Here is a 23,483-nt window from a genome sequence, read left to right as displayed (position 1 = left end):
GCCGGGGCCCTGGGGCATTCCCGCCGTGGTGCGGCTGGAATGCCCCGGGAGGCTCCGGTGACAAGCCTAAAGCGTGAACTCGGGAGAGTTACTCGCCCTTGGCCTTCGCGATGATCTCCTCGGCGACGTTCCGGGGAACCTCGGCGTAGGAGTCGAACTGCATCGAGTAGCTTGCGCGACCCGAAGTCTTGCTGCGGAGGTCTCCGACGTAGCCGAACATCTCCGAAAGCGGCACCAGACCCTTGACGATCCGGGCGCCCATCCGCTCCTCCATGGCCTGAATCTGACCACGGCGGGAGTTGATGTCGCCGATGACCTCGCCCATGTAGTCCTCGGGCGTGGTGACCTCTACGGCCATCATCGGCTCGAGCAGCACGGGGCTGGCCTTACGCGCGGCCTCCTTGAAGGCCTGCGAACCGGCGATCTTGAACGCGAGCTCGGAGGAGTCGACCTCGTGGAAGCCACCGTCGAGAAGAATGACGCGAACGCCCGTCATCTCGTAGCCGGCCAGGATGCCGAACTGCATGGCCTCCTGCGCACCCGCGTCCACCGAGGGGATGTATTCCTTGGGGATGCGGCCACCGGTGACCTTGTTCACGAACTCGTACGAGGCGTCGCCGCCCTCGATCGGCTCGATCGCGATCTGCACCTTGGCGAACTGACCGGTACCACCGGTCTGCTTCTTGTGCGTGTAGTCGTGGCGCTCGACGCCCTTACGGATCGTCTCACGGTATGCCACCTGCGGCTTACCGACATTCGCCTCGACCTTGAACTCACGGCGCATACGGTCGACCAGCACCTCGAGGTGCAGCTCGCCCATACCACCGATGATGGTCTGGCCGGTCTCCTCGTCCGAGTGAACCTGGAAGGAGGGGTCCTCCTCCGCGAGACGCTGGATGGCGACACCCAGCTTCTCCTGGTCACCCTTGGACTTGGGCTCGATCGCGACCTGGATGACCGGCGCCGGGAAGTCCATGGACTCCAGGATCACCGGGTTCTTGTCGTCGCACAGCGTCTCACCGGTGGTGGTCTGCTTCAGGCCCATGACGGCGACGATGTCGCCGGCGCCCACCGACTCGATCTCCTCACGCTTGTTCGCGTGCATGCGGTAGATCTTGCCGATGCGCTCCTTCTTGCCCTTGACGGAGTTCAGCACCGCGGTGCCGGAGTCCAGGCGACCGGAGTAGATCCGGACGAAGGTGAGCTTGCCGAGGTGCGGGTCACTCGCGATCTTGAACGCGAGGGCCGACAGCGGCTCGTCGTCGGACGGCTTGCGCTTGACGACCGCCTCCGGGTCCTTCACGTCGTGGCCCTCGATGGCCTCGACGTCCAGGGGGGAGGGGAGGTAGCGCACGACCGCGTCGAGCAGGGGCTGAACGCCCTTGTTCTTGAAGGCGGTACCGCAGAACACCGGGGTGACCGTGGTGTCCTTGGAGACGCCGGACGCGATGGTGATACGACGGATCGCGGCGTACAGCTGCTCCTCGGAAGGCTCCTGGCCCTCGAGGTACAGCTCCATGATCTCTTCGTCGTTCTCGGCGACCGTCTCGAGGAGCTTGCCGCGCCACTCGTCGGCAGCCTCGGTGTGGGTGGCCGGGATGTCGACGACGTCGTACATCTCGCCCTTGGTGGCCTCGGCGGACCACACGAGGGCCTTCATACGAACCAGGTCGACGACGCCCTTGAAGTCGGCCTCGGCACCGATCGGCAGCTGCATGACGATCGGCGTCGCGCCCAGGCGGTCGCTGATCATGTCGACACAGCGGTGGAACTCGGCACCGGTGCGGTCGAGCTTGTTGACGAAGCAGATACGCGGAACGCCGTAGCGGTCCGCCTGGCGCCAGACAGTCTCGGACTGGGGCTCGACACCGGCGACACCGTCGAACACCGTGACGGCACCGTCGAGGACACGAAGCGAACGCTCCACCTCGACGGTGAAGTCGACGTGACCCGGGGTGTCGATGATGTTGATGGTGTGATCGACGTCCTCGAGCGGCCAGTGACAGGTCGTCGCGGCGGACGTGATCGTGATGCCGCGCTCCTGCTCCTGCTCCATCCAGTCCATCGTGGCAGCGCCGTCGTGGACCTCACCGATCTTGTAGCTCACACCGGTGTAGAACAGGATGCGCTCGGTGGTCGTCGTCTTGCCCGCGTCGATGTGGGCCATGATCCCAATGTTGCGGACCTTGGCCAGGTCAAGCGAAGTGGTGGCCATAAGGCTCAATCTTCTCTCGGTCTCGATGTGGGTAGCGACTACCAGCGGTAGTGCGCGAAGGCCTTGTTGGACTCGGCCATCTTGTGCGTGTCCTCACGCTTCTTGACCGAAGCGCCGAGGCCGTTGGAGGCGTCGAGCAGTTCGTTCATGAGGCGCTCGGTCATGGTCTTCTCGCGACGGGCGCGGGAGTAACCGACCAGCCAGCGCAGCGCCAGCGTGGAGGCGCGGCCGGGCTTGACCTCGACCGGAACCTGGTAGGTGGCGCCACCGACACGGCGGGACTTGACCTCGAGCGCCGGCTTGACGTTCTCGAGGGCGCGCTTCAGCGTGATGACCGGGTCGTTGCCGGTCTTCTCGCGGAGGCCTTCCATGGCGCCGTAGACGATGCGCTCAGCGGTGGAACGCTTGCCGTTGAGCAGAATCTTGTTGATGAGCGAGGTCACCAGAGGAGAACCGTAAACCGGGTCGATGATGACCGGGCGCTTCGGGGCGGGGCCCTTACGAGGCATTCTTACTTCTCCTTCTTGGCGCCGTAGCGGCTGCGGGCCTGCTTGCGGTTCTTGACACCCTGGGTGTCGAGCGAACCGCGGATGATCTTGTAACGAACACCCGGCAGGTCCTTCACACGGCCACCACGCACGAGCACGATGGAGTGCTCCTGCAGGTTGTGTCCCTCACCCGGGATGTAGGCCGTGACCTCGATGCCGGAGGTCAGACGCACACGCGCGACCTTACGCAGGGCCGAGTTCGGCTTCTTCGGGGTGGTCGTGAACACACGCGTGCAGACGCCGCGGCGCTGAGGGGAACCCTCGAGTGCGGGCGTCTTGTTCTTCTCGACCTTGTCCTGCCGGCCCTTACGGACCAGCTGCTGGATCGTAGGCACTACTTCTCCGGTTTCTGTGTGCCGTCAGTGAAGCTAACCTGGAACGTCGCCGACCCACGCGGTCGGGTGTGTCGAATGCTGCAGACCTCCGCCGCCAAGCGGAAAGAGCGCAGATTGCGGTGGCCGGTATCTGACTCGCCATGCGGTTGAAGACACGCACACGAGCCCAGGCACACCCCAGGCACAAGGTCTGAGCGTACCTACCGCATCCACTCCGGTCAAAACAAATGCCCAGGGGCCGGATCCACCCACAGGGGCGGGGCTGTTTTGCGATGGTTTTCGGCCATCTTGGCGGCAGTGTCCGGCCTGGACCGACGCTGTCCGTGCAGGCCGTCGATCCCTCGGCACGGGGCGGAAGTCGTCCCGCCCTGGACCTCTGGGGCCGCCCCTGCCGTCGTACGAGCGGCTCAGCACCGGCCTCCGGGGGCTGTCGCGCCCGGCGCTCCCCCACGCCGGCGCCGGCCCACGAGCATCACGTAGGAAAGGAAGAAGGGCGGCCACCCCGTGCGGGGTGGCCGCCCTTCTTCACGACCTACTACTGGTTGTACGGACCGTAGTCGTAGTCCTCCAGCGGAACGGCCTGGCCGGAGCCAGTGCCGAACGGCGAGTAGTCGATGTCGTCGTAGCCGACGGCCGAGTACATCGCGGCCTTGGCCTCCTCGGTCGGCTCGACCCGGATGTTGCGGTAGCGGGACAGACCCGTACCGGCCGGGATGAGCTTACCGATGATGACGTTCTCCTTGAGGCCGATCAGGGAGTCGGACTTGGCATTGATCGCCGCGTCCGTCAGAACCCTGGTCGTCTCCTGGAAGGACGCCGCCGACAGCCAGGACTCGGTCGCCAGCGAGGCCTTGGTGATACCCATCAGCTGCGGACGACCGGAGGCGGGGTGACCGCCCTCGGTGACCACACGACGGTTCTCGGTCTCGAACTTCGAGCGCTCGACCAGCTCACCCGGCAGCAGCTCCGCGTCGCCGGACTCGATGATCGTCACACGGCGCAGCATCTGCCGGATGATGATCTCGATGTGCTTGTCGTGGATCGACACACCCTGCGAGTTGTAGACCTTCTGGACCTCGCCGACCAGGTGGACCTGGACCGCGCGCTGGCCGAGGATGCGGAGCACGTCGTGCGGGTTGGTGGCACCCACGGTGAGCTTCTGGCCCACCTCGACGTGATCGCCCTCGCCGACCAGCAGACGGGCACGCTTCGAGATCGGGAACGCCGTCTCGTCGCTGCCGTCGTCCGGAGTGACGACGATCTTCTTGGTCTTCTCGGTCTCCTCGATACGGACGCGGCCGGCCGCCTCCGAGATCGGGGCGACACCCTTGGGCGTACGAGCCTCGAAGAGCTCGACGACACGGGGCAGACCCTGGGTGATGTCGTCACCGGCCACACCACCGGTGTGGAAGGTACGCATCGTCAGCTGCGTGCCGGGCTCACCGATGGACTGGGCGGCGATGATGCCGACCGCCTCACCGATGTCGACCAGCTTGCCGGTCGCGAGCGAACGGCCGTAGCAGTACGCACAGGTGCCGACCGCGGACTCACAGGTCAGGACCGAGCGGGTCTTGACCTCCTCCACACCGGCCGCGACGAGCGCGTCGATGAGCACGTCACCGAGGTCGACGTTGGCAGGCGCGATGACCTTGCCGTCGACGACGACGTCCTCGGCGAGCATCCGGGCGTAGACGGAGGTCTCGACGTCCTCGGTCTTGCGCAGGGTGCCGTCGGCGCCACGCTCCGCGATCTTGAGCTTGAGGCCGCGATCGGTGCCGCAGTCCTCCTCGCGGATGATGACGTCCTGCGAGACGTCCACCAGACGACGGGTCAGGTAACCCGAGTCGGCGGTACGCAGGGCGGTGTCCGCCAGACCCTTACGGGCACCGTGCGTGGAGATGAAGTACTCCAGCACGGACAGACCCTCGCGGAAGGACGCCTTGATCGGACGCGGGATGGTCTCGTTCTTGGCGTTGGACACCAGACCACGCATACCGGCGATCTGACGCATCTGCATCATGTTTCCACGAGCACCCGAGTTGACCATCATGAAGATGGGGTTGGTCTTCGGGAAGTTCGCGTTCATCGCCTCGGCGACCTCGTTGGTCGCCTTGGTCCAGATCGCGATGAGCTCCTGGGTGCGCTCGTCCTTGGTGATCAGACCGCGCTCGTACTGCTTCTGGACCTTCTCGTCCTGCTCCTCGTAACCCTTGACGATCGCCTTCTTCGCCTCGGGCACGACGACGTCGGAGATGGCCACGGTGACACCGGAACGGGTCGCCCAGTAGAAGCCCGCCGCCTTCAGGTTGTCGAGCGTCGCCGCCACGATGACCTTGGGGTAGCGCTCGGCCAGGTCGTTGACGATCTCGGAGAGCTGCTTCTTGCCCACCGAGTAGTCGACGAACGGGTAGTCCTCGGGCAGCAGCTCGTTGAAGAGCGCGCGGCCCAGGGTCGTCCGCAGACGGAACGAGTCACCCTGCTGCCACTCCGGCTCACCCTCCTCCTGCGCCGGCGGGGTCCAGCCGCGCGGCGGGATGGTGCCGACCGGGAAGCGGATGTCGATCTTCGCCTGGAGCGAGAGCTCCCGGGCGTCGAACGCCATGATCGCCTCGGCGGTGGAACCGAAGGAACGGCCCTCACCGATGACCGTGCGCTCCTCCTCGTCCGTGGTCAGGAAGAAGAGGCCCAGCACCATGTCCTGGGTCGGCATGGTGACCGGACGGCCGTCGGCCGGCTTGAGGATGTTGTTCGAGGACAGCATCAGGATGCGGGCCTCGGCCTGCGCCTCCGCGGACAGCGGCAGGTGCACGGCCATCTGGTCACCGTCGAAGTCCGCGTTGAACGCGGTGCAGACGAGCGGGTGGATCTGGATGGCCTTGCCCTCGACCAGCTGCGGCTCGAAGGCCTGGATGCCGAGGCGGTGCAGCGTGGGCGCACGGTTCAGCAGCACCGGGTGCTCGGCGATGACCTCTTCGAGGACGTCGTACACCACGGTGCGGCCACGCTCGACCATGCGCTTGGCCGACTTGATGTTCTGCGCGTGGTTCAGGTCGACCAGGCGCTTCATCACGAACGGCTTGAAGAGCTCCAGCGCCATGGCCTTGGGCAGACCGCACTGGTGCAGCTTCAGCTGCGGGCCGACGACGATGACGGAACGCGCCGAGTAGTCGACACGCTTACCGAGCAGGTTCTGACGGAAACGACCCTGCTTACCCTTCAGCATGTCGCTGAGGGACTTCAGCGGACGGTTGCCTGGGCCCGTGACCGGGCGACCACGACGGCCGTTGTCGAAGAGGGCGTCGACCGCCTCCTGGAGCATCCGCTTCTCGTTGTTCACGATGATCTCGGGGGCACCGAGGTCGAGCAGACGCTTCAGACGGTTGTTGCGGTTGATCACACGGCGGTACAGGTCGTTCAGGTCGGAGGTCGCGAAGCGGCCACCGTCCAGCTGCACCATCGGACGAAGGTCCGGCGGGATGACCGGCACGCAGTCGAGCACCATGCCCTTGGGGCTGTTGGACGTCTGCAGGAACGCGGAGACGACCTTGAGGCGCTTGAGCGCACGGGTCTTCTTCTGGCCCTTGCCGGTGCGGATGATCTCGCGGAGACGCTCGGCCTCCTCCTCGAGGTCGAAGGACTCCAGGCGCTTCTGCAGCGCCGCGGCACCCATCGAGCCGTCGAAGTACGTGCCGAAGCGGTCACGCAGCTCGCGGTAGAGCAGCTCGTCGCCCTCGAGGTCCTGGACCTTGAGGTTCTTGAAGCGGTTCCACACCTCGTCGAGACGGTCGATCTCGCGCTGGGCGCGGTCACGCAGCTGCTTCATCTCGCGCTCGGCACCCTCGCGCACCTTGCGGCGCACGTCGGCCTTGGCGCCCTCGGCCTCGAGCTCGGCCAGGTCGGTCTCGAGCTTCTTGGCACGGGCCTCGAGGTCGGCGTCGCGGCGGTTCTCGACCTGCTGGCGCTCGACGGAGACATGGGCCTCCAGCGACGGCAGGTCACGCGTGCGGCGCTCCTCGTCCACGAACGTGATCATGTACGCGGCGAAGTAGATGACCTTCTCGAGGTCCTTCGGCGCCAGGTCCAGCAGGTAGCCCAGACGCGACGGGACGCCCTTGAAGTACCAGATGTGGGTCACGGGAGCGGCGAGCTCGATGTGGCCCATCCGCTCACGCCGCACCTTGGCGCGGGTGACCTCGACGCCACACCGCTCACAGATGATGCCCTTGAAGCGGACACGCTTGTACTTGCCGCAGTAGCACTCCCAGTCCCGGGTCGGACCGAAGATCTTCTCGCAGAAGAGTCCGTCCTTCTCGGGCTTGAGCGTGCGGTAGTTGATGGTCTCGGGCTTCTTGACCTCGCCGTGGGACCAGGTCCTGATGTCGTCCGCGGTGGCCAGGCCGATCCGCAGCTCGTCGAAGAAGTTGACGTCGAGCACTGTGCGTCAATCCCTCTTTCGGGGTCGTGTCTCAATCATGGTCTGAACGGTCCCGGGGATGGCGGGGGCTTCTTCTAGGAAGCCCCCGCCAGGCCCGTCAGACCTCTTCGACGCTGCTCGGCTCACGCCGGGACAGGTCGATACCGAGCTCCTCCGCGGCGCGGAAGACGTCCTCGTCCGTGTCGCGCATCTCGATGGACATACCGTCCGAGGAAAGCACCTCCACGTTGAGGCAGAGCGACTGCATTTCCTTGATGAGCACCTTGAAGGACTCGGGAATGCCGGGCTCGGGGATGTTCTCGCCCTTGACGATGGCCTCGTAGACCTTCACGCGGCCGGTCACGTCGTCGGACTTGATGGTCAGCAGCTCCTGGAGCGCGTAGGCCGCTCCATAAGCCTCGAGTGCCCACACCTCCATCTCGCCGAACCGCTGGCCACCGAACTGGGCCTTACCACCCAGCGGCTGCTGGGTGATCATGGAGTACGGACCGGTCGAACGGGCGTGGAGCTTGTCGTCGACCAGGTGGTGGAGCTTGAGGATGTACATGTACCCGATCGAGATCGGGTCCGGGAACGGCTCGCCGGAGCGGCCGTCGAACAGGTTGGCCTTGCCGGACGACTGGACCAGGCGGTCGCCGTCGCGGTTGGGGATCGTGGCGTCGAAGAGGCCGGCGATCTCGTCCTCACGCGCACCGTCGAAGACCGGGGTGGCGACGTTGGTGCCGGGGGCGACCTGGTCGGCGCCGATGGACTGCAGGCGCTGCGCCCAGTCGTCCGCCAGCCCGGAGACGTCCCAGCCGCGGCTGGCGAGCCAGCCGAGGTGGATCTCCAGGACCTGTCCCGGGTTCATTCGGGACGGGACACCCAGCGGGTTGAGGATGATGTCGACCGGGGTGCCGTCCTCCAGGAACGGCATGTCCTCGATCGGCAGGATCTTCGAGATGACGCCCTTGTTGCCGTGACGGCCGGCGAGCTTGTCACCGTCGGTGATCTTGCGCTTCTGGGCCACGTAGACGCGGACCAGCTGGTTGACGCCCGGGGGAAGCTCGTCGCCCTCCTCGCGGTCGAAGACACGCACACCGATGACCTTGCCGGTCTCGCCGTGCGGCACCTTCAGCGAGGTGTCACGGACCTCACGCGCCTTCTCACCGAAGATCGCGCGAAGCAGACGCTCCTCCGGGGTCAGCTCGGTCTCACCCTTGGGCGTGACCTTGCCGACCAGGATGTCACCGGCGACGACCTCCGCACCGATACGGATGATGCCGCGCTCGTCGAGGTCCGCGAGGACCTCCTCGGAGACGTTCGGGATGTCCCGGGTGATCTCCTCGGGGCCGAGCTTGGTGTCACGGGCGTCGACCTCGTGCTCCTCGATGTGGATCGAGGAGAGGACGTCGTCCTGCACGAGGCGCTGCGACAGGATGATCGCGTCCTCGTAGTTGTGACCCTCCCACGGCATGAACGCCACGAGCAGGTTCTTGCCGAGCGCCATCTCACCGTTCTCGGTGGCGGGGCCGTCGGCGAGGACCTGGCCCTCGATGACCCGGTCGCCCTCGGAGACGATGACCTTCTGGTTCACCGAGGTGCCCTGGTTGGAGCGGGAGAACTTGGCGATGCGGTACGTGGTGTACGTGCCGTCGTCGTTCGCGACGGTGACGTAGTCGGCCGAGACCTCCTGGATGACACCGTCCTTCTCCGCCTTGATGACGTCGCCGGCGTCGGTGGCACAGCGGTACTCCATGCCGGTGCCGACGAGCGGGGCCTCCGCCTTGATGAGCGGAACGGCCTGGCGCATCATGTTCGCGCCCATGAGGGCACGGTTGGCGTCGTCGTGCTCGAGGAACGGGATCATGGCGGTCGCCACCGACACCATCTGGCGCGGCGAGACGTCCATGTAGTCGACCTCGGTCGGCGGGACGTAGTCGACCTCGCCGCCACGACGGCGGACCAGCACGCGCGCCTCGGTGAAGCGCAGCTCGTCGCTCAGGGTCGCGTTCGCCTGGGCGATGACGAAGCGGTCCTCCTCGTCGGCGGTCAGGTAGTCGACCTCGTCGGTGACCTGGCCGTCGGTGACCTTGCGGTACGGGGTCTCGACGAAGCCGAACGCGTTGACCCGGCCGTAGGACGCGAGCGAGCCGATCAGACCGATGTTCGGGCCTTCAGGGGTCTCGATCGGGCACATGCGGCCGTAGTGCGAGGGGTGCACGTCACGGACCTCGAAGCCGGCCCGCTCACGGGAGAGACCACCCGGGCCAAGAGCCGACAGACGGCGCTTGTGGGTGAGACCCGACAGCGGGTTGTTCTGGTCCATGAACTGCGACAGCTGGCTGGTGCCGAAGAACTCCTTGATGGAGGCGACGACCGGCCGGATGTTGATCAGCGTCTGCGGCGTGATCGCCTCGACGTCCTGGGTCGTCATGCGCTCACGCACGACGCGCTCCATACGAGCCAGACCCGTGCGGACCTGGTTCTGGATGAGCTCGCCGACGTTGCGCAGACGGCGGTTGCCGAAGTGGTCGATGTCGTCGGTCTCGACGACGATCTGGGTGCCCGACTCGCCGACCGTCTCGGTCTCACCGGCGTGCAGCTTGACCAGGTACTTGATGGTGGCGATGACGTCGTCGGTGGTGAGGACGCCGGCGTCCAGCGGCTCGTCCGCGCCGAGCTTCTTGTTCACCTTGTAGCGGCCGACCTTGGCGAGGTCGTAGCGCTTCGGGTTGAAGTAGAGGTTCTCGAGCAGCGTCTGGGCCGCCTCGCGCGTCGGGGGCTCGCCCGGACGCAGCTTGCGGTAGATGTCGAGCAGCGCGTCGTCCTGGCCCTGGGTGTGGTCCTTCTCCAGGGTGGCGCGCATGGACTCGTACTCGCCGAACTCCTCGAGGATCTGCTCGGTGGTCCAGCCGAGCGCCTTGAGCAGGACGGTCACGGACTGCTTGCGCTTGCGGTCGATACGGACACCGACCATGTCGCGCTTGTCGATCTCCATCTCCAGCCAGGCACCCCGGGACGGGATGATCTTGGCCGTGAAGATGTCCTTGTCGGACGTCTTGTCGATGTTGGAGTCGAAGTAGACACCCGGCGAGCGGACCAGCTGCGACACCACGACACGCTCGGTGCCGTTGATGACGAAGGTGCCCTTGTTGGTCATGAGCGGGAAGTCGCCCATGAAGACCGTCTGGGACTTGATCTCGCCGGTCTCGTTGTTGGTGAACTCGGCCGTGACGAAGAGCGGGGCCGCGTACGTGAAGTCGCGCTCCTTGCACTCGTCGATCGAGTTCTTCGGGGGCTCGAAACGGTGGTCGCGGAAGGTCAGCGACATCGACCCGGAGAAGTCCTCGATCGGCGAGATCTCCTCGAAGATCTCTTCCAGACCGGACTTGGTGGGGACGTCCTGTCCGCTTTCGAGAGCCGCCTCGACACGAGCCTTCCATGCGGCATTGCCGAGCAGCCAGTCAAAGCTCTCGGTCTGCAGCGCGAGGAGGTTCGGAACCTCGAGGGGCTCCTTGATCTTTGCAAAGGAGATGCGCAGCGGGGCAGTGCTGGCGCCGTTGTTCGTATTCGCGGTCGAGGCGTTGCGCGAGGCGGCCAAGAGGGGGTCCTTCCGAGGGCTCGGACTCACTACGCGCGTACCGGTCCCGTGTTGTGAACGGAGGGAGAAACCCCAGCTAGGGGCTGTTCTTCATCCGAAGCTCAGACACGGGCATGCCCCTGGTGACGGGCAGAGGGCAGCTAACAGGCAGCGCAAAGGGTCAGTGTAGCCACTTGGCACACTGATGTCCAGTGCGGGTTTTCGAGACCCTCGAGACCCTCGTTTTTCTCATCTCCGCGAACCCCATGCGCCGTGAGGCGCACATCGATACTGCCCGTTCGGTCGTCGATCCATGCCTCGGAACGTGGATCGTTGTGACGACGCGTCCTGAGAATTGCGCGCTGCGTGCGGTTCGTCAAGGCCCTGGTCCCTGAGCTGCTGCTCCGGGACCCTCAGAGGCCGCCGTGAGGGGCGCACGGCGAAGATCACCATACTCCCAGGAGGGAGAAGAGCAAGGCACCCTCGGCCGGAACGCCGAAGGGCGACCACCCGACTGGGTGATCGCCCTTCAGTGTGTGCGCGTTACAGCGCGGGAGTCAGAAGACTCGCGAGGTCACTTGACCTCGACGGAGGCGCCGGCAGCCTTGAGGGACTCGGCAGCCTTCTCCGCGGCCTCCTTGGCGACCTTCTCGAGGACCGGCTTCGGGGTGCCGTCGACGAGGTCCTTGGCCTCCTTCAGACCCAGGGAGGTCAGCTCACGCACGACCTTGATGACCTGGATCTTCTTCTCACCGGCGCCGGTGAGGATGACGTCGAACTCGTCCTGCTCGGCCTCGGCCTCGGCCGGGGCGGCAGCAGCGCCACCGGCGGCAACGGCGACCGGGGCAGCGGCGGTGACGTCGAACTTCTCCTCGAAGGCCTTCACGAACTCGGAGAGCTCGATGAGGGTCATCTCCTCGAACTGCGCGAGCAGGTCGTCCTGGGACAGCTTCGCCATGATGGCGTCCTTCCACTCATTCGGCAGGTGCCGTGTGTACATGTGAGGCGGGCGTACGTTCGGCCCGCTGTGACCGTCGCCTCAGGCGGCGGTCAATGCGCGAGCCGAATTACTCGGCACCGCCCTGCTCGGCCTTCTTGGCACGAAGCGCCTCCGCGGTGCGGACGAACTTCGAGGGAAGCGCCTGGAAGAGCGCGGCAGCCTGGGACTGCTTGCCCTTCATGGCGCCCGCCAGCTTGGCGAGCAGAACCTCGCGGGACTCGAGGTCCGCAAGCTTCTTGATCTCATCGGCGGACAGCGCCTTGCCATCAAGGACACCGCCCTTGATGATCAGGTTCGGGTTGTCCTTGGCGAAGTCACGAAGACCCTTCGCCGACTCCACCGGGTCACCGGTGATGAAGGCAACCGCCGTCGGACCAGTGAAGTGGTCGTCGAGCGAGTTGATCCCGGCCTCGTTGGCCGCGATCTTGGTCAGCGTGTTCTTCACCACGGCGTACTGGGCGTTCTCACCGAGCGAACGGCGCAGCTCCTTGAGCTGAGCCACGGTGAGACCCCGGTACTCGGTCAGCACGGCGGCGTTCGAGCTGCGGAACGACTCCGTCAGCTCGGCCACCGCGGCGGCCTTGTCGGGCCTTGCCATGAGCGTCGGCCTCCTTCCGGGTGATGAGGACCGCTCAGAAGGGGCCGAACAAAACGAAACGCCCCGGCGCAGGCGCACGGGGCTGAGCTCGACCGGAATTACTCCCGGGAACTTTCCACAGTCACCTGCGCAGGACGTCCGCTACTGAGCGGATCCTTCGGCCACCGGACCCTCGGAAGGAGAGCACGGCAACGACCAGCGGTCTTTGGCTTCTTCGGAAGAGTACGCGAGCGCAACCCCGCCAGGCAAATCCGCCGTATTCGCGCCAGGGCGTCCCCTGCGCCCTCCGTCCCTCCTGGGATGCCACGGGGCCCCGGAGGCGCGTGCTCGGCTGCGCAGCGGCCCACCGGCCTGCCTGCGCCGGCCGTTTCCCGTCCCCCACGGGACTCCCGGCGCCCCACGACAGTCCACGCAAAAATCCGGCCTCCGCAGCTCGAGGAGCTGCGGAGGCCGGATTCTTGGAGACGCGATGCCCGCGACTGCCGTCCAGGGATCAGACGGCGGCCGGGTCCTCCTCGACGAGGAGGTTGCGGGTGCGGTTGGAGTCCAGCGGGATGCCGGGGCCCATCGTCGTCGTCAGGGTCGCCTTCTTGATGTAGCGGCCCTTCGCGGCGGACGGCTTGAGACGGAGGATCTCCTCCAGCGCCGCGGCGTAGTTCTCGACCAGCTTCGTCTCGTCGAAGGAGACCTTGCCGATGATGAAGTGCAGGTTCGAGTGCTTGTCGACGCGGAACTCGATCTTGCCGCCCTTGATCTCGTTGACGGCCTTGGCGACGTCCATCGTGACGGTGCCGGTCTTCGGGTTCGGCATCAGACCACGCGGACCGAGCACACGGCCGAGGCGGCCGACCTTGCCCATGAGGTCCGGGGTGGCGACGACCGCGTCGAACTCGTTCAGGCGGTTGCCCTTGGAGATCTCGTCGATCAGTTCGTCGGAGCCGACGATGTCGGCGCCCGCGGCTTCCGCGGCCGCAGCACGGTCACCGGTCGCGAAGACCAGGACCCGGGCGGTCTTGCCGGTGCCGTGCGGAAGGTTGACGGTGCCACGGACCATCTGGTCGGCCTTACGCGGGTCAACGCCCAGACGGAAGGCGACCTCGACGGTGCCGTCGAACTTGGTGGCGGCGGTGTCCTTGGCGAGACGGACGGCCTCGAGCGGGGCGTAGTTACGCTCCCGGTCGATCTTGGCGTCCGCAGCGCGGAGAGTCTTGCTGCGCTTCACTTCTGCTCCTGATGTGTTGAGCGTGGAGTCGTGGTGCGGACCAGCGCTTGGTCCTACCACTGGGGCTTACGAGGGGGCTGTCAGCCCTCGACCGTGATGCCCATGGAACGGGCGGTGCCGGCAATGATCTTCGACGCGGCGTCGAGGTCATTGGCGTTCAGGTCGGGGAGCTTGGTCGTGGCGATCTCGCGGACCTGGGCAGCCGTCAGCTTGGCGACCTTGGTCTTGTGCGGCTCGCCGGAGCCCTTGTCCACACCCGCGGCCTTGAGGATCAGCTTGGCGGCCGGCGGAGTCTTGGTGATGAAGGTGAAGGAACGGTCCTCGTAGACCGTGATCTCCACCGGCACGACCATGCCACGCTGCGACTCGGTCGCGGCGTTGTAGGCCTTGCAGAACTCCATGATGTTGACGCCGTGCTGACCCAGGGCGGGGCCGACCGGCGGAGCCGGGTTGGCCGCACCGGCCTGGATCTGGAGCTTGATAAGCCCCGTGACCTTCTTCTTCTTGGGAGGCATTGCTCTCTCCGGGTCCTAGTGAGAGTTATCCGCCTGCCACCCGATCATCCGGATGGAGGCATACCGCACAACGATAACGGGTATCCATGCGCGGCCAAAAACCGAGCAGGTCAGACAGCCTGCGAGAGGCGGTCTGACCTGTTCGGAAACCTGGCGTCCAGAAGGAACTAGTTCTTCTGGATCTGGTCGAAGCTGAGCTCGACCGGGGTCTCGCGGCCGAAGATCTCGACAAGGCCCTTGACCTTCTTCGAGTCGGCGTTGATCTCGTTGATCGTGGCCTGCAGCGTCGCGAACGGGCCGTCGGTGACGGTGACCGAGTCGCCGACCTCGAAGTCCAGCACCTGGACCTCGACCTTGCGGGCCGGAGCCGGCTTGCCCTCGGCCTCCGCGGCTTCGCGGGCGGCCTTCTCCTCGGCCTCCGGGGCGAGCATCTTGACGATCTCGTCCAGGGTCAGCGGGTACGGGTCGTAGGCGTTGCCGACGAAGCCGGTGACACCGGGGGTGTTACGGACGACGCCCCAGGACTCGTTCGTCAGATCCATGCGGACGAGAACGTAGCCGGGCAGCTTGTTCTGCCGGACGTTCTTGCGCTCGCCGTTCTTGATCTGGACGATCTCTTCCTCGGGCACCTCGGCCTGGTAGATGAACTCCTCGACGTTCAGCGAGACGGCACGCTGCTCCAGGTTGGCCTTCACGCGCTTCTCGTAGCCCGCGTAGGTGTGGATCACGTACCACTCGCCGGGGAGGCCACGGAGCTCGTCGCGGAGTGCGGCGACCGGGTCGACGGGAGCCGCGGGCTCCTCGTCGGCCTCTTCGGCGCTCTCCTCGGGAGCCTCTTCCGCGCTCTCCTCAGCAGCCTCGGCGTCCTCGGAGCCGGCCTCGTCCTCGTCGACGTTCTCGACGTGCAGGGCCTCGTCCTCGGCCGGCTCACCGGCGGCGTCGTCGGCAGCCTCTGCCTGGTCCGGCTCCTCAGCGTCCGACGCCTCGACGATGTCGAGCTCGTCCTCAGGGGACTCGAAGCTCTCGCCGGAACGGTCGGCGTCGTTCAGGTTCGGGTCAGACACGGTGGCTTCTTCCTGGATACAGATGGGGTGGAACATGCGAAAGGGGCGCCGATTTCCGGCGCCCTCCGCGGATCAGCCGAAGACGTACTTGACTGCTTCCTGGAAGCCATAGTCAATCACGGTCACGAGGCCGATCATGATGACGACGAAGATAATCACCACTGTGGTGTACGTCGTCAGTTGATGACGAGTCGGCCAGACGACCTTGCGCAGCTCGGCGACGATCTGGCGGTAGAAGAGAGCCAGGCGACCCAGCGGGCCCTTCTTGCCGCGCTTGCCGCCCTTGCGGGTCTTCTTCTTCGACTCCGGCGTCTCGTCCTCGGCATCAGGCATGTCGATGGAGCCTACGGCGTCCGTCACGATCTCTCACCTGATTCCCGGGTCGTGGCCGTGCCGCGCCCGGTGGAGCCGCACGGCGGTGCATAGAAGTACGTACATGCGCACACAGCCTGGCGAAGGTGTGTGTAGCAGGGCCGGAGGGACTTGAACCCCCAACCGCTGGTTTTGGAGACCAGTGCTCTACCAATTGAGCTACGACCCTTTGTGACTCCCCCAACCTACCGCATCCGCCCGGGTGCACTAAGTGCCCGGCTCGGACTTGGCTGGTGAGGGCCAACAGCCAGTGAGTGTACGTGTTCCCAGGCCCGGCGTCGAACACAAAGCCCGGCCGCCCCCTCCGGGACCGTTCGGCGGGCGGCCGAGGGTCCGTTTGTCCGCCCTTCGAAACCTGTGTGCCGCGTCCTTCCGGCGTCTGGGAGCATGGGCCGTATGAGCGCTGCAACCCCTCCCACCGAGCGCCGGGTCTCCGCGCGCATCGGCGCGATCTCCGAGTCCGCGACCCTCGCCGTCGACGCCAAGGCCAAGGCCCTCAAGGCCGCCGGGCGTCCGGTGATCGGCTTCGGCGCCGGTGAGCCCGACTTCCCGACCCCCGACTACATCGTCGAGGCCGCCGTCGAGGCCTGCCGCAATCCGAAGTACCACCGCTACACGCCCGCCGGCGGTCTGCCGGAGCTGAAGAAGGCCATCGCGGAGAAGACGCTGCGCGACTCCGGGTACGAGGTGGACCCGGCCCAGATCCTGGTGACCAACGGCGGCAAGCAGGCGATCTACGAGGCGTTCGCCGCGATCCTCGACCCGGGTGACGAGGTCATCGTGCCGGCGCCGTACTGGACCACGTACCCCGAGTCGATCCGTCTCGCGGGTGGCGTCCCCGTCGATGTCGTGGCCGACGAGACCACCGGCTACCGCGTCTCCGTGGAGCAGCTGGAGGCCGCGCGCACGGAGAAGACCAAGGTCGTCCTCTTCGTCTCGCCGTCCAACCCGACCGGTGCGGTCTACAGCGAGGCCGACGCGAGGGCGATCGGCGAGTGGGCCGCGGAGCACGGTCTGTGGGTGCTGACCGACGAGATCTACGAGCACCTGGTCTACGGCGACGCGACGTTCACCTCGCTGCCCGCCCTTGTCCCGGCGCTGCGTGAGAAGTGCATCGTCGTCAACGGTGTCGCGAAGACGTACGCCATGACGGGCTGGCGCGTGGGGTGGATCGTCGGCCCGAAGGACGTCGTGAAGGCGGCCACCAACCTCCAGTCGCACGCGACGTCGAACGTCTCCAACGTGGCGCAGATCGCCGCCCTGGCCGCCGTCTCCGGGGACCTGGACGCCGTCGCGAAGATGCGGGAGGCCTTCGACCGCCGCCGGCAGACGATCGTGCGGATGCTCAACGAGATCGATGGTGTGGTCTGCCCGACCCCAGAGGGCGCCTTCTACGCCTACCCGTCGGTGAAGGGCCTGCTGGGCAAGGAGATCCGCGGCCGTCGTCCGCAGTCCTCGGTGGAGCTCGCGGCCCTGATCCTCGACGAGGTCGAGGTGGCGGTCGTCCCGGGCGAGGCCTTCGGCACGCCCGGCTACCTGCGCCTTTCCTACGCGCTGGGCGACGAGGACCTGGCCGAGGGTGTCTCCCGGATCCAGAAGCTGCTGGCCGAGGCCCGCGACTGATCCCCTTCCCTCGTGCGACGGGTCCCCGGCTTCGGCCGGGGGCCCGTTTCTGTGTTCGGGCAAGAACCCGATCGGGGAAAGGGGCTGCCCCGTTCCGGTTGTCTTTGGCAGGATCACTCAATGGAGCGCGAACGAGACGTCAGCCTGCTGCCGAAAGCCCATCTGCACCTGCACTTCACCGGGTCGATGCGGCCCACCACTCTTCTTGAGCTCGCCGACAAGCACGGCGTGCATCTTCCGGAGGCGCTGACCGGCGGCGAGCCACCGAAGCTGCGCGCCACGGACGAGCGCGGGTGGTTCCGCTTCCAGCGGCTGTACGACATGGCCCGCTCCTGCCTGCGCGATCCCGAGGACATCCAGCGGCTGGTGCGTGAGGCGGCGGAGGAGGACATCAGGGACGGCTCGGGCTGGCTGGAGATCCAGGTCGACCCGACCTCGTACGCGCCGCGGCTCGGCGGTCTGATCCCGGCACTGGAGATCATCCTCGACGCCGTGGACACGGCCTCCCGGGAGACCGGGCTGGGGATGCGTGTGCTGGTCGCGGCGAACCGGATGAAACACCCGCTGGACGCCCGGACGCTCGCCCGGCTGGCGGTGCGCTACGCGGACCGCGGCATCGTCGGATTCGGCCTCTCCAACGACGAACGGCGGGGCATGGCGCGGGACTTCGACCGCGCCTTCGCCATCGCCCGCGAGGGCGGGCTGCTGGCGGCCCCGCACGGCGGCGAACTGACCGGACCCGCGTCCGTACGGGACTGCCTCGACGACCTGCGTGCCTCGCGGATCGGCCACGGTGTGCGGGCGGCGGAGGATCCGAGGCTGATGCGCAAGCTCGCCGAGAGGGGCGTGACCTGCGAGGTCTGCCCGGCCTCGAACGTGGCGCTCGGCGTCTACGAGAAGCCGGAGGACGTGCCGCTGCGGACGCTGTACGACGCAGGGGTCCCCATGGCGCTCGGCGCGGACGATCCGCTGCTGTTCGGCTCCCGGCTGGCGGCACAGTACGAACTGGCCCGCCGCCACCACGCCTTCACGGACCAGGAGCTCGCGGAACTGGCCCGCCAGTCGGTGCGGGGTTCGGCGGCGCCCGAGGACATCAGGCAGAAGCTGCTGGCGGGGATCGACGACTGGCTGGCGTCTGCGCCGGCATAGGGCACGCCGTCGGGGGCCGGCACGGCCCGGCGGTACAGCGCTCAGCGGGCGTCGCCGGTGGTGGCGATGCCCCGCAACAGCGTGCGCGCGAGACCCGCCGCGAACTCGTCGAGCGGCTGCGGCGGCCGGTGGCCCGGCGTCATGTCGTAGGCGAAGGCGCGCTGCGCGCAGGCGCCCAGGAGCAGGGACGCGGCGGCGTGGGTGTCGGCGTCCGGGCCGATGCGGCCGGCGGCCCGCTCGGCGCGCAGATACGCGTCGAGGCCCTCGATGGGCTTGTGCGGCCCTGTTCCCATCTCGCGCATGGCCTCTTCGTGCCGGCGCTTGAGGCGGGGTTCGGCGTACAGCGACGCCGCCATGGGGAAGGTCCTCTCGTAGAAGAGGGCCGCTTGGCGGGCGATCTCGGTGAGGTTCTCCTCGACGCTCGCGCCGCCCGGATCGGCCGCCAGCTCGGCCAGCAGGGGGCCCAGCTTCGGCAGCCTTTCCTGGAGCACGGTCACGAACAGCTCCTCCTTGCCGGTGAAGTGCTTGTAGAGCGCAGCCTCCGAGCAGCCGGCCGCCTTGGCGATCTCCTTGGTGGTGGTTCGGGCGAGACCGATGGAGAGCATCAGGTCTCGCGCGGCGTCGATGATGCGGACGCGGGTGGGCTTGTGGTCCATGCGCGCTCCAGACCGGGCTTGACGTATAGGTGAGTACCCACTCACTCTAGGGGTGAGTGAACACTTACCCACCTGAGGAGGGTGTGCACCATGAAGCTCACAGTGTTCGGCGCGACCGGCGGCATCGGCGGGCAGATCGTCGAGCAGGCCCTGGCCGCCGGCCATCGGGTGACGGCCGTGGTCCGCGATCCGGCGCGTTTCACGGTCACCGGGGAACGGCTCGAGGTCGTCCGCTCCGGTCTCGACGACCCGGAGGCACTGCGCGAAGCCGTGGCCGGGCAGGACGCGGTGCTCTCGGGTCTCGGCCCCCGCAGGCGGTCCGACGCCGGCATCGCCGCCCGCCTCACCCGCGCGGTGCTGGCCGCGATGGAGGCCGAGGGCACGCGGCGGTTGCTGGTCGTGAGTGCGGCGCCGCTCGGCAGCGCACCGGAGCGGGAGCCGCTGCGGGACCGAGCGATGACGTCGGTCGTGGGGGCGGTGCTGAAGCCGGTCTACGACGATCTGCGGGCCATGGAGGGCGAACTCGCGCGATCGGCGGCCGACTGGACCGCCGTGCGCCCGCCGAGGCTGCTCGACAGGCCATTGACCGGCAGGTACCGCGTCGCGGTCGGCGGCAATCCGCGCAGCGCCAGGATGATCGGCCGGGCTGACGTGGCGCACGCGATGCTCGCGATGACCGACGACCCCGCCACTCTCAGGCAGGCCGTCGGCGTCGCCTATTAGATCTTCGGGTTCGAGGGGTCCTGCCGGATCTCGGGCGTCCGGAGGCTCAGAGGCTGACGCCCACGGTCACCGGCTCGTTGACCAGCGTCACGCCGAACGCGTCGCGCACGCCGTCCACCACCTCCCGGGCCAGCGCCAGCAGGTCCTCCGTCGTGGCCCGACCCCGGTTGGTGAGGGCGAGCGTGTGCTTGGTGGAGATGCGTGCGGGCCCGGAGCCGTAGCCCTTGGTGAATCCGGCCTTGTCGATCAGCCAGGCGGCCGACGTCTTGGTGTGCCCGTCGCCCGCCGGGTAGGCGGGCGGGGCGACGCCGTCGCCGAGCCGGTCGCGGACGCGGGCCAGGAAGGTCTCGTACTCGGCGGCGGTGAGGATCGGGTTGGTGAAGAAGGAGCCGGCCGACCAGGTGTCGTGGTCGTCGGCGTCGAGCACCATGCCCTTGCCCGCGCGCAGGGCGAGCACGGTCTCACGGGCGGTGGCGGCCGGGACCCGGTCGCCCACATCGATCCCGAGGGCACGGGCGGTCTCGGCGTACTTCACGGGCGCGGACAGGCCGCCGGCGTCCTCGAGCTCGAAACGGACACGCAGCACGACGTAGCGGTCGGGTTCCTGCTTGAAGCGGCTGTTGCGGTAGGAGAAGCCGCACTCGGCGTTGGGAAGGACCACTGTCCCGCCGCTGCGGCGGTCGTACGCGACGACCTCCGTGATCGTCGACGAGACCTCCTGGCCGTAGGCGCCGACGTTCTGGATCGGGGTCGCGCCCGCGGAGCCGGGGATGCCGGCCAGGCACTCGACGCCGCCCAGCCCCGCTTCGACGGTGCGGGCGACGGCGTCGCTCCACGTCTCCCCCGCGGCCAGCTCCAGGCGCGTCCCGTCGAGGTCGAAGCCGCTGGTCGCGATGCGCAGAGCGGTACCGTCGAAGCCCTTGTCACCGATCACCAGGTTGCTGCCGCCGCCGATGATCAGCAGCGGCGTGCCGGCCTCGTCCGCCTCTCGCACGGTGGCGATCACCTCGTCGTCGGTGGTGGCGACCACGAGGCGGGTCGCGGGACCGCCGAGCCGGAAGGTGGTCAGGGGGGCGAGGGGGGCATCGTGGAGTTCCTGCACGGGGACAAGAGTACGGTCCGTGGCCCCGGCTCTCCGGCGGGGCCACGGACCGTGCGGGTACGCGGGGGTCAGACGGCGACGGGTGTGCGGCTGCTCTCCGCGGCCGTGGCCGGTGGTCCGGACAGCGTGCCGTCCGGCCTCGTACGCCCGCCGGGGATCAGCAGGGCCACCAGGGCGGCGGCGGCCAGCGCCCCGGCGCCGATCCACACCGCGGGCACCGTGCCGTCGGAGAAGGCCTGCGGGGACTCGTAACCGCCCTGGGCGGCGAAGACCGCGCCGAGCACCGCGATACCGAGTGCGCCGCCGACCTCGCGAAGGGCGTTGTTCGCACCTGAGGCGATGCCCTGCTCCGACGGGCGGACGCTGGACATGACCACACTGGCGGCGGGCGCGAAGTAGAGGGCCATGCCGACGCCGCTGATGACGAGTGCGGGCAGCTGGGCGGTGTAGGAGACACCGGGCTCGAGCACCAGCGCGAAGAGCGCGAGGCCGACGGCCTGGAGCGCCAGGCCGGCGGTGACGACCGGGCGCCCGCCGATCCGGTCGGACAGGAGACCCGCGACGGGTGCGACGAGCAGCGACATGCCGGTCCAGGGCAGCATCCGCAGCCCGGCCTCGGTGGGCGAGTAACCGGCCACGCCCTGGAGGAACTGGCTGAGCAGGAAGATCGAGCCGAACATGCCGAGGAACATCAGCAGGCTCGCGACATTGATGCCGAAGAAGGCCTGGCTGCGGAAGAGACGCATGGGCAGCATGGGCTTCTTCGCGACGGAGCCGTACCAGGCGAAGGCGACCAGGAGCACGGCGCCAGCGATCAGGCAGAACAGGATCCGGGGGCTGGTCCAGCCGTCGGCGTTGCCGTTGACGAGCCCGTAGACGATGCCGAAGAGGCCTCCGCTGACCAGCAGGGTGCCGGGGACGTCGAGCCGGGCGTCCGGGGCGTAGGACTCTTGCAGGCGCAGGCGCGCGAGCGGCAGCAGGAGCAGTCCGATCGGGACGTTCAGCCAGAAGATCCACTGCCACGAGATGTGCTCGGTGAGAGAGCCGCCGATCAGCGGGCCGGTGGCGACGGCCACGCCGGTCACGGCGCTGAAGAGGCCCAGCATCGCCCCGCGGCGGGCGGCGGGGACGGCGGCGGTGAGCAGTGTCAGCGTGAGCGGCATCATGATCGCCGCGCCGACGCCCTGGACGGCCCGGGCGGCGATGAGCGCGTCTATGCCGGACGCGAGCGCGGCCGCGGCGGACGCGCCGGTGAAGATCGCCAGGCCGATGATGAACAGCCGACGGCGGCCGAAGCGGTCCCCCAGGGCCGCACCGAACATCAGCAGGACCGCGAAGGTGAGCGTGTAGGCGCTCACCGTCCACTCAAGATCTTCCAGGCCGCCGCCCAGGTCCTCCCGGATGGAGGGGAGGGCGGTCGTGACGACGAGGTTGTCGAGGGCCGCCATGAAGCCGGCGACGCTGGTGATGACGAGTGCCCAGACGGCGCCGGTGCGCCGTGCGGGCTGCGTGTTCTGGTTCACTGCCCCCCCAGGGGTTAGTTATCGATGACTAACTTTCACGGACAAGGAAGTGCACGGGCCGCCCACGCGCGTGGGGCCCCTCAGTCCTGGACCGGCCGCGCCGAGAGATAGAAGCCGGACCAGATGCGGTGCTCCGCGGGGAAGCCCATCGAGACGAGAACGTTGACGAGCATCCCGTAGGCCAGGAAGGTCGTGGTCTCGTTCACGTCGGCACCGAGGTGCAGGTGGACGGTCTCCCACAGCTCCATCCAGTCGGCCCGCACCTGCTCACCGAAGGCGTGGTCGCCCGCCGCCTCGGCGGCCGCCACCGCGACGTACGTCTGCATCTGCATCAGCAGCTTCTCGGGGTCGTCCGCGATCAGGCGCTGGTACGCGGCAGCCATCGCACCGAGAGCCTCCTCACCTTCGAGCCCTTCGGCGGCCGCGCTGAAGACACGCCGGGTGTCCTCGAGACACCGCGAGGAGGCGGCCAGGAAGATGGCCTGCTTGTTCGGGAAGAGACGGAAGAGGTAAGGCTGGGAGACGCCGACGCGCTTGGCGATGGCGTCCGTCGAGGTGCCGTTGTACCCGGCGCGGGAGAACTCCGTGATCGCGGCACGGATCACGCTCTCGCGTCGCTCTTCTGCACTCATCCTGACCATGGAATTAAGTTATTGGCTGATCACTAACTTGTCAAGGGGGAAGCCGGCTTCCAGCCGGACGAGCACGCACGGGGCGTATGCGTAAGGGGCGCCCCTCCGCGGAAGGGCGCCCCTTACAGCGCTTGTGCCGGCCCCGCTGCGGGCGTGACTGCTCCGTGCGGAGTTTGCGCCGGCCCCAATGCGGGATGTGCTCCGGCTCC

The 23,483-nt window shown here is 67.5% G+C and carries 18 protein-coding genes and 1 tRNA gene; 3 read left to right on the top strand and 16 right to left on the bottom strand.

From position 1 onward, the window contains the following. Window positions 1-88: 88 nt before the first annotated feature. From fusA to MDN94_RS10805, 12 genes are all read right to left on the bottom strand, one after another. Window positions 89-2,215, bottom strand: coding sequence for an elongation factor G (gene fusA, locus MDN94_RS10860; protein ID WP_482725639.1), 2,127 nt, complete (start codon window positions 2,213-2,215; stop codon window positions 89-91). Between the two features lie 38 nt (window positions 2,216-2,253). Further along, entirely contained in the window at window positions 2,254-2,724 is a 471-nt protein-coding gene (rpsG, locus tag MDN94_RS10855; RefSeq protein ID WP_100108597.1) for a 30S ribosomal protein S7, read from the bottom strand. 2 nt (window positions 2,725-2,726) lie between these two features. Beyond that, window positions 2,727-3,098: a 30S ribosomal protein S12 gene (gene rpsL / locus MDN94_RS10850; protein ID WP_003948652.1), complete on the bottom strand. Its 372-nt coding sequence runs from the start codon at window positions 3,096-3,098 to the stop codon at window positions 2,727-2,729. A 535-nt stretch (window positions 3,099-3,633) separates the two neighbouring features. Next, entirely contained in the window at window positions 3,634-7,533 is a 3,900-nt protein-coding gene (locus MDN94_RS10845; protein WP_441265748.1) for a DNA-directed RNA polymerase subunit beta', read from the bottom strand. A gap of 97 nt (window positions 7,534-7,630) precedes the next feature. Then, entirely contained in the window at window positions 7,631-11,116 is a 3,486-nt protein-coding gene (gene rpoB / locus MDN94_RS10840) for a DNA-directed RNA polymerase subunit beta (protein ID WP_482725638.1), read from the bottom strand. A gap of 553 nt (window positions 11,117-11,669) precedes the next feature. Continuing rightward, window positions 11,670-12,053, bottom strand: a complete 384-nt coding sequence (gene rplL, locus MDN94_RS10835) for a 50S ribosomal protein L7/L12 (protein WP_142214215.1) — start codon at window positions 12,051-12,053, stop codon at window positions 11,670-11,672. Window positions 12,054-12,162: 109 nt separating this feature from the next. Further along, entirely contained in the window at window positions 12,163-12,693 is a 531-nt protein-coding gene (gene rplJ / locus MDN94_RS10830; RefSeq protein ID WP_005313626.1) for a 50S ribosomal protein L10, read from the bottom strand. A gap of 493 nt (window positions 12,694-13,186) precedes the next feature. After that, window positions 13,187-13,915, bottom strand: coding sequence for a 50S ribosomal protein L1 (gene rplA / locus MDN94_RS10825; RefSeq protein ID WP_005313630.1), 729 nt, complete (start codon window positions 13,913-13,915; stop codon window positions 13,187-13,189). An 80-nt stretch (window positions 13,916-13,995) separates the two neighbouring features. After that, complete coding sequence (gene rplK, locus MDN94_RS10820) at window positions 13,996-14,430, bottom strand: 50S ribosomal protein L11 (protein WP_005313632.1); 435 nt, start codon at window positions 14,428-14,430, stop codon at window positions 13,996-13,998. Window positions 14,431-14,597: 167 nt separating this feature from the next. Next, window positions 14,598-15,494, bottom strand: coding sequence for a transcription termination/antitermination protein NusG (gene nusG / locus MDN94_RS10815; protein WP_482725637.1), 897 nt, complete (start codon window positions 15,492-15,494; stop codon window positions 14,598-14,600). A 72-nt stretch (window positions 15,495-15,566) separates the two neighbouring features. Next, window positions 15,567-15,854 carry a preprotein translocase subunit SecE gene (gene secE / locus MDN94_RS10810; RefSeq protein ID WP_159688599.1) on the bottom strand — a complete coding sequence of 96 codons (288 nt, stop codon included), beginning with the start codon at window positions 15,852-15,854 and terminating at the stop codon, window positions 15,567-15,569. A 108-nt stretch (window positions 15,855-15,962) separates the two neighbouring features. Then, window positions 15,963-16,035: transfer RNA gene (locus tag MDN94_RS10805), tRNA-Trp, on the bottom strand. Between the two features lie 227 nt (window positions 16,036-16,262). Here MDN94_RS10805 and MDN94_RS10800 point away from each other — a divergent pair. Both MDN94_RS10800 and MDN94_RS10795 read left to right on the top strand, forming a co-directional pair. Next, the gene (locus MDN94_RS10800; RefSeq protein ID WP_005313638.1) at window positions 16,263-17,489 is read left to right on the top strand and encodes a pyridoxal phosphate-dependent aminotransferase; all 1,227 of its coding nucleotides are present in this window, start codon (window positions 16,263-16,265) and stop codon (window positions 17,487-17,489) included. A gap of 120 nt (window positions 17,490-17,609) precedes the next feature. Then, on the top strand, window positions 17,610-18,638 hold the full coding sequence (locus MDN94_RS10795; RefSeq protein WP_482725636.1) for an adenosine deaminase: 1,029 nt from the start codon (window positions 17,610-17,612) through the stop codon (window positions 18,636-18,638). Between the two features lie 41 nt (window positions 18,639-18,679). Here the strand turns inward: MDN94_RS10795 and MDN94_RS10790 are convergent, their stop codons facing one another. Beyond that, window positions 18,680-19,294, bottom strand: a complete 615-nt coding sequence (locus MDN94_RS10790; RefSeq protein ID WP_482725635.1) for a TetR/AcrR family transcriptional regulator — start codon at window positions 19,292-19,294, stop codon at window positions 18,680-18,682. Between the two features lie 90 nt (window positions 19,295-19,384). Between MDN94_RS10790 and MDN94_RS10785 the strand changes: the two genes are divergently transcribed. After that, window positions 19,385-20,017 (top strand): NAD(P)-dependent oxidoreductase, encoded by a 633-nt coding sequence (locus MDN94_RS10785; protein ID WP_482725634.1) that lies wholly within the window; start codon window positions 19,385-19,387, stop codon window positions 20,015-20,017. A 46-nt stretch (window positions 20,018-20,063) separates the two neighbouring features. Here MDN94_RS10785 and MDN94_RS10780 read toward each other — a convergent pair whose 3' ends face one another. From MDN94_RS10780 to MDN94_RS10770, 3 genes are all read right to left on the bottom strand, one after another. Beyond that, window positions 20,064-21,119 (bottom strand): UDP-N-acetylmuramate dehydrogenase, encoded by a 1,056-nt coding sequence (locus MDN94_RS10780; protein ID WP_482725633.1) that lies wholly within the window; start codon window positions 21,117-21,119, stop codon window positions 20,064-20,066. A 68-nt stretch (window positions 21,120-21,187) separates the two neighbouring features. Then, window positions 21,188-22,642 carry an MFS transporter gene (locus tag MDN94_RS10775; RefSeq protein WP_482725632.1) on the bottom strand — a complete coding sequence of 485 codons (1,455 nt, stop codon included), beginning with the start codon at window positions 22,640-22,642 and terminating at the stop codon, window positions 21,188-21,190. A gap of 80 nt (window positions 22,643-22,722) precedes the next feature. Then, window positions 22,723-23,274, bottom strand: coding sequence for a TetR/AcrR family transcriptional regulator (locus tag MDN94_RS10770; RefSeq protein ID WP_453461819.1), 552 nt, complete (start codon window positions 23,272-23,274; stop codon window positions 22,723-22,725). Window positions 23,275-23,483 lie beyond the last annotated feature (209 nt).

It is taken from the genome of Streptomyces sp. WAC00040 (genome assembly GCF_056835925.1).
Note: the sequence above shows the minus strand (reverse complement) of the source record. Positions and strands in the feature narration are given on the sequence as shown.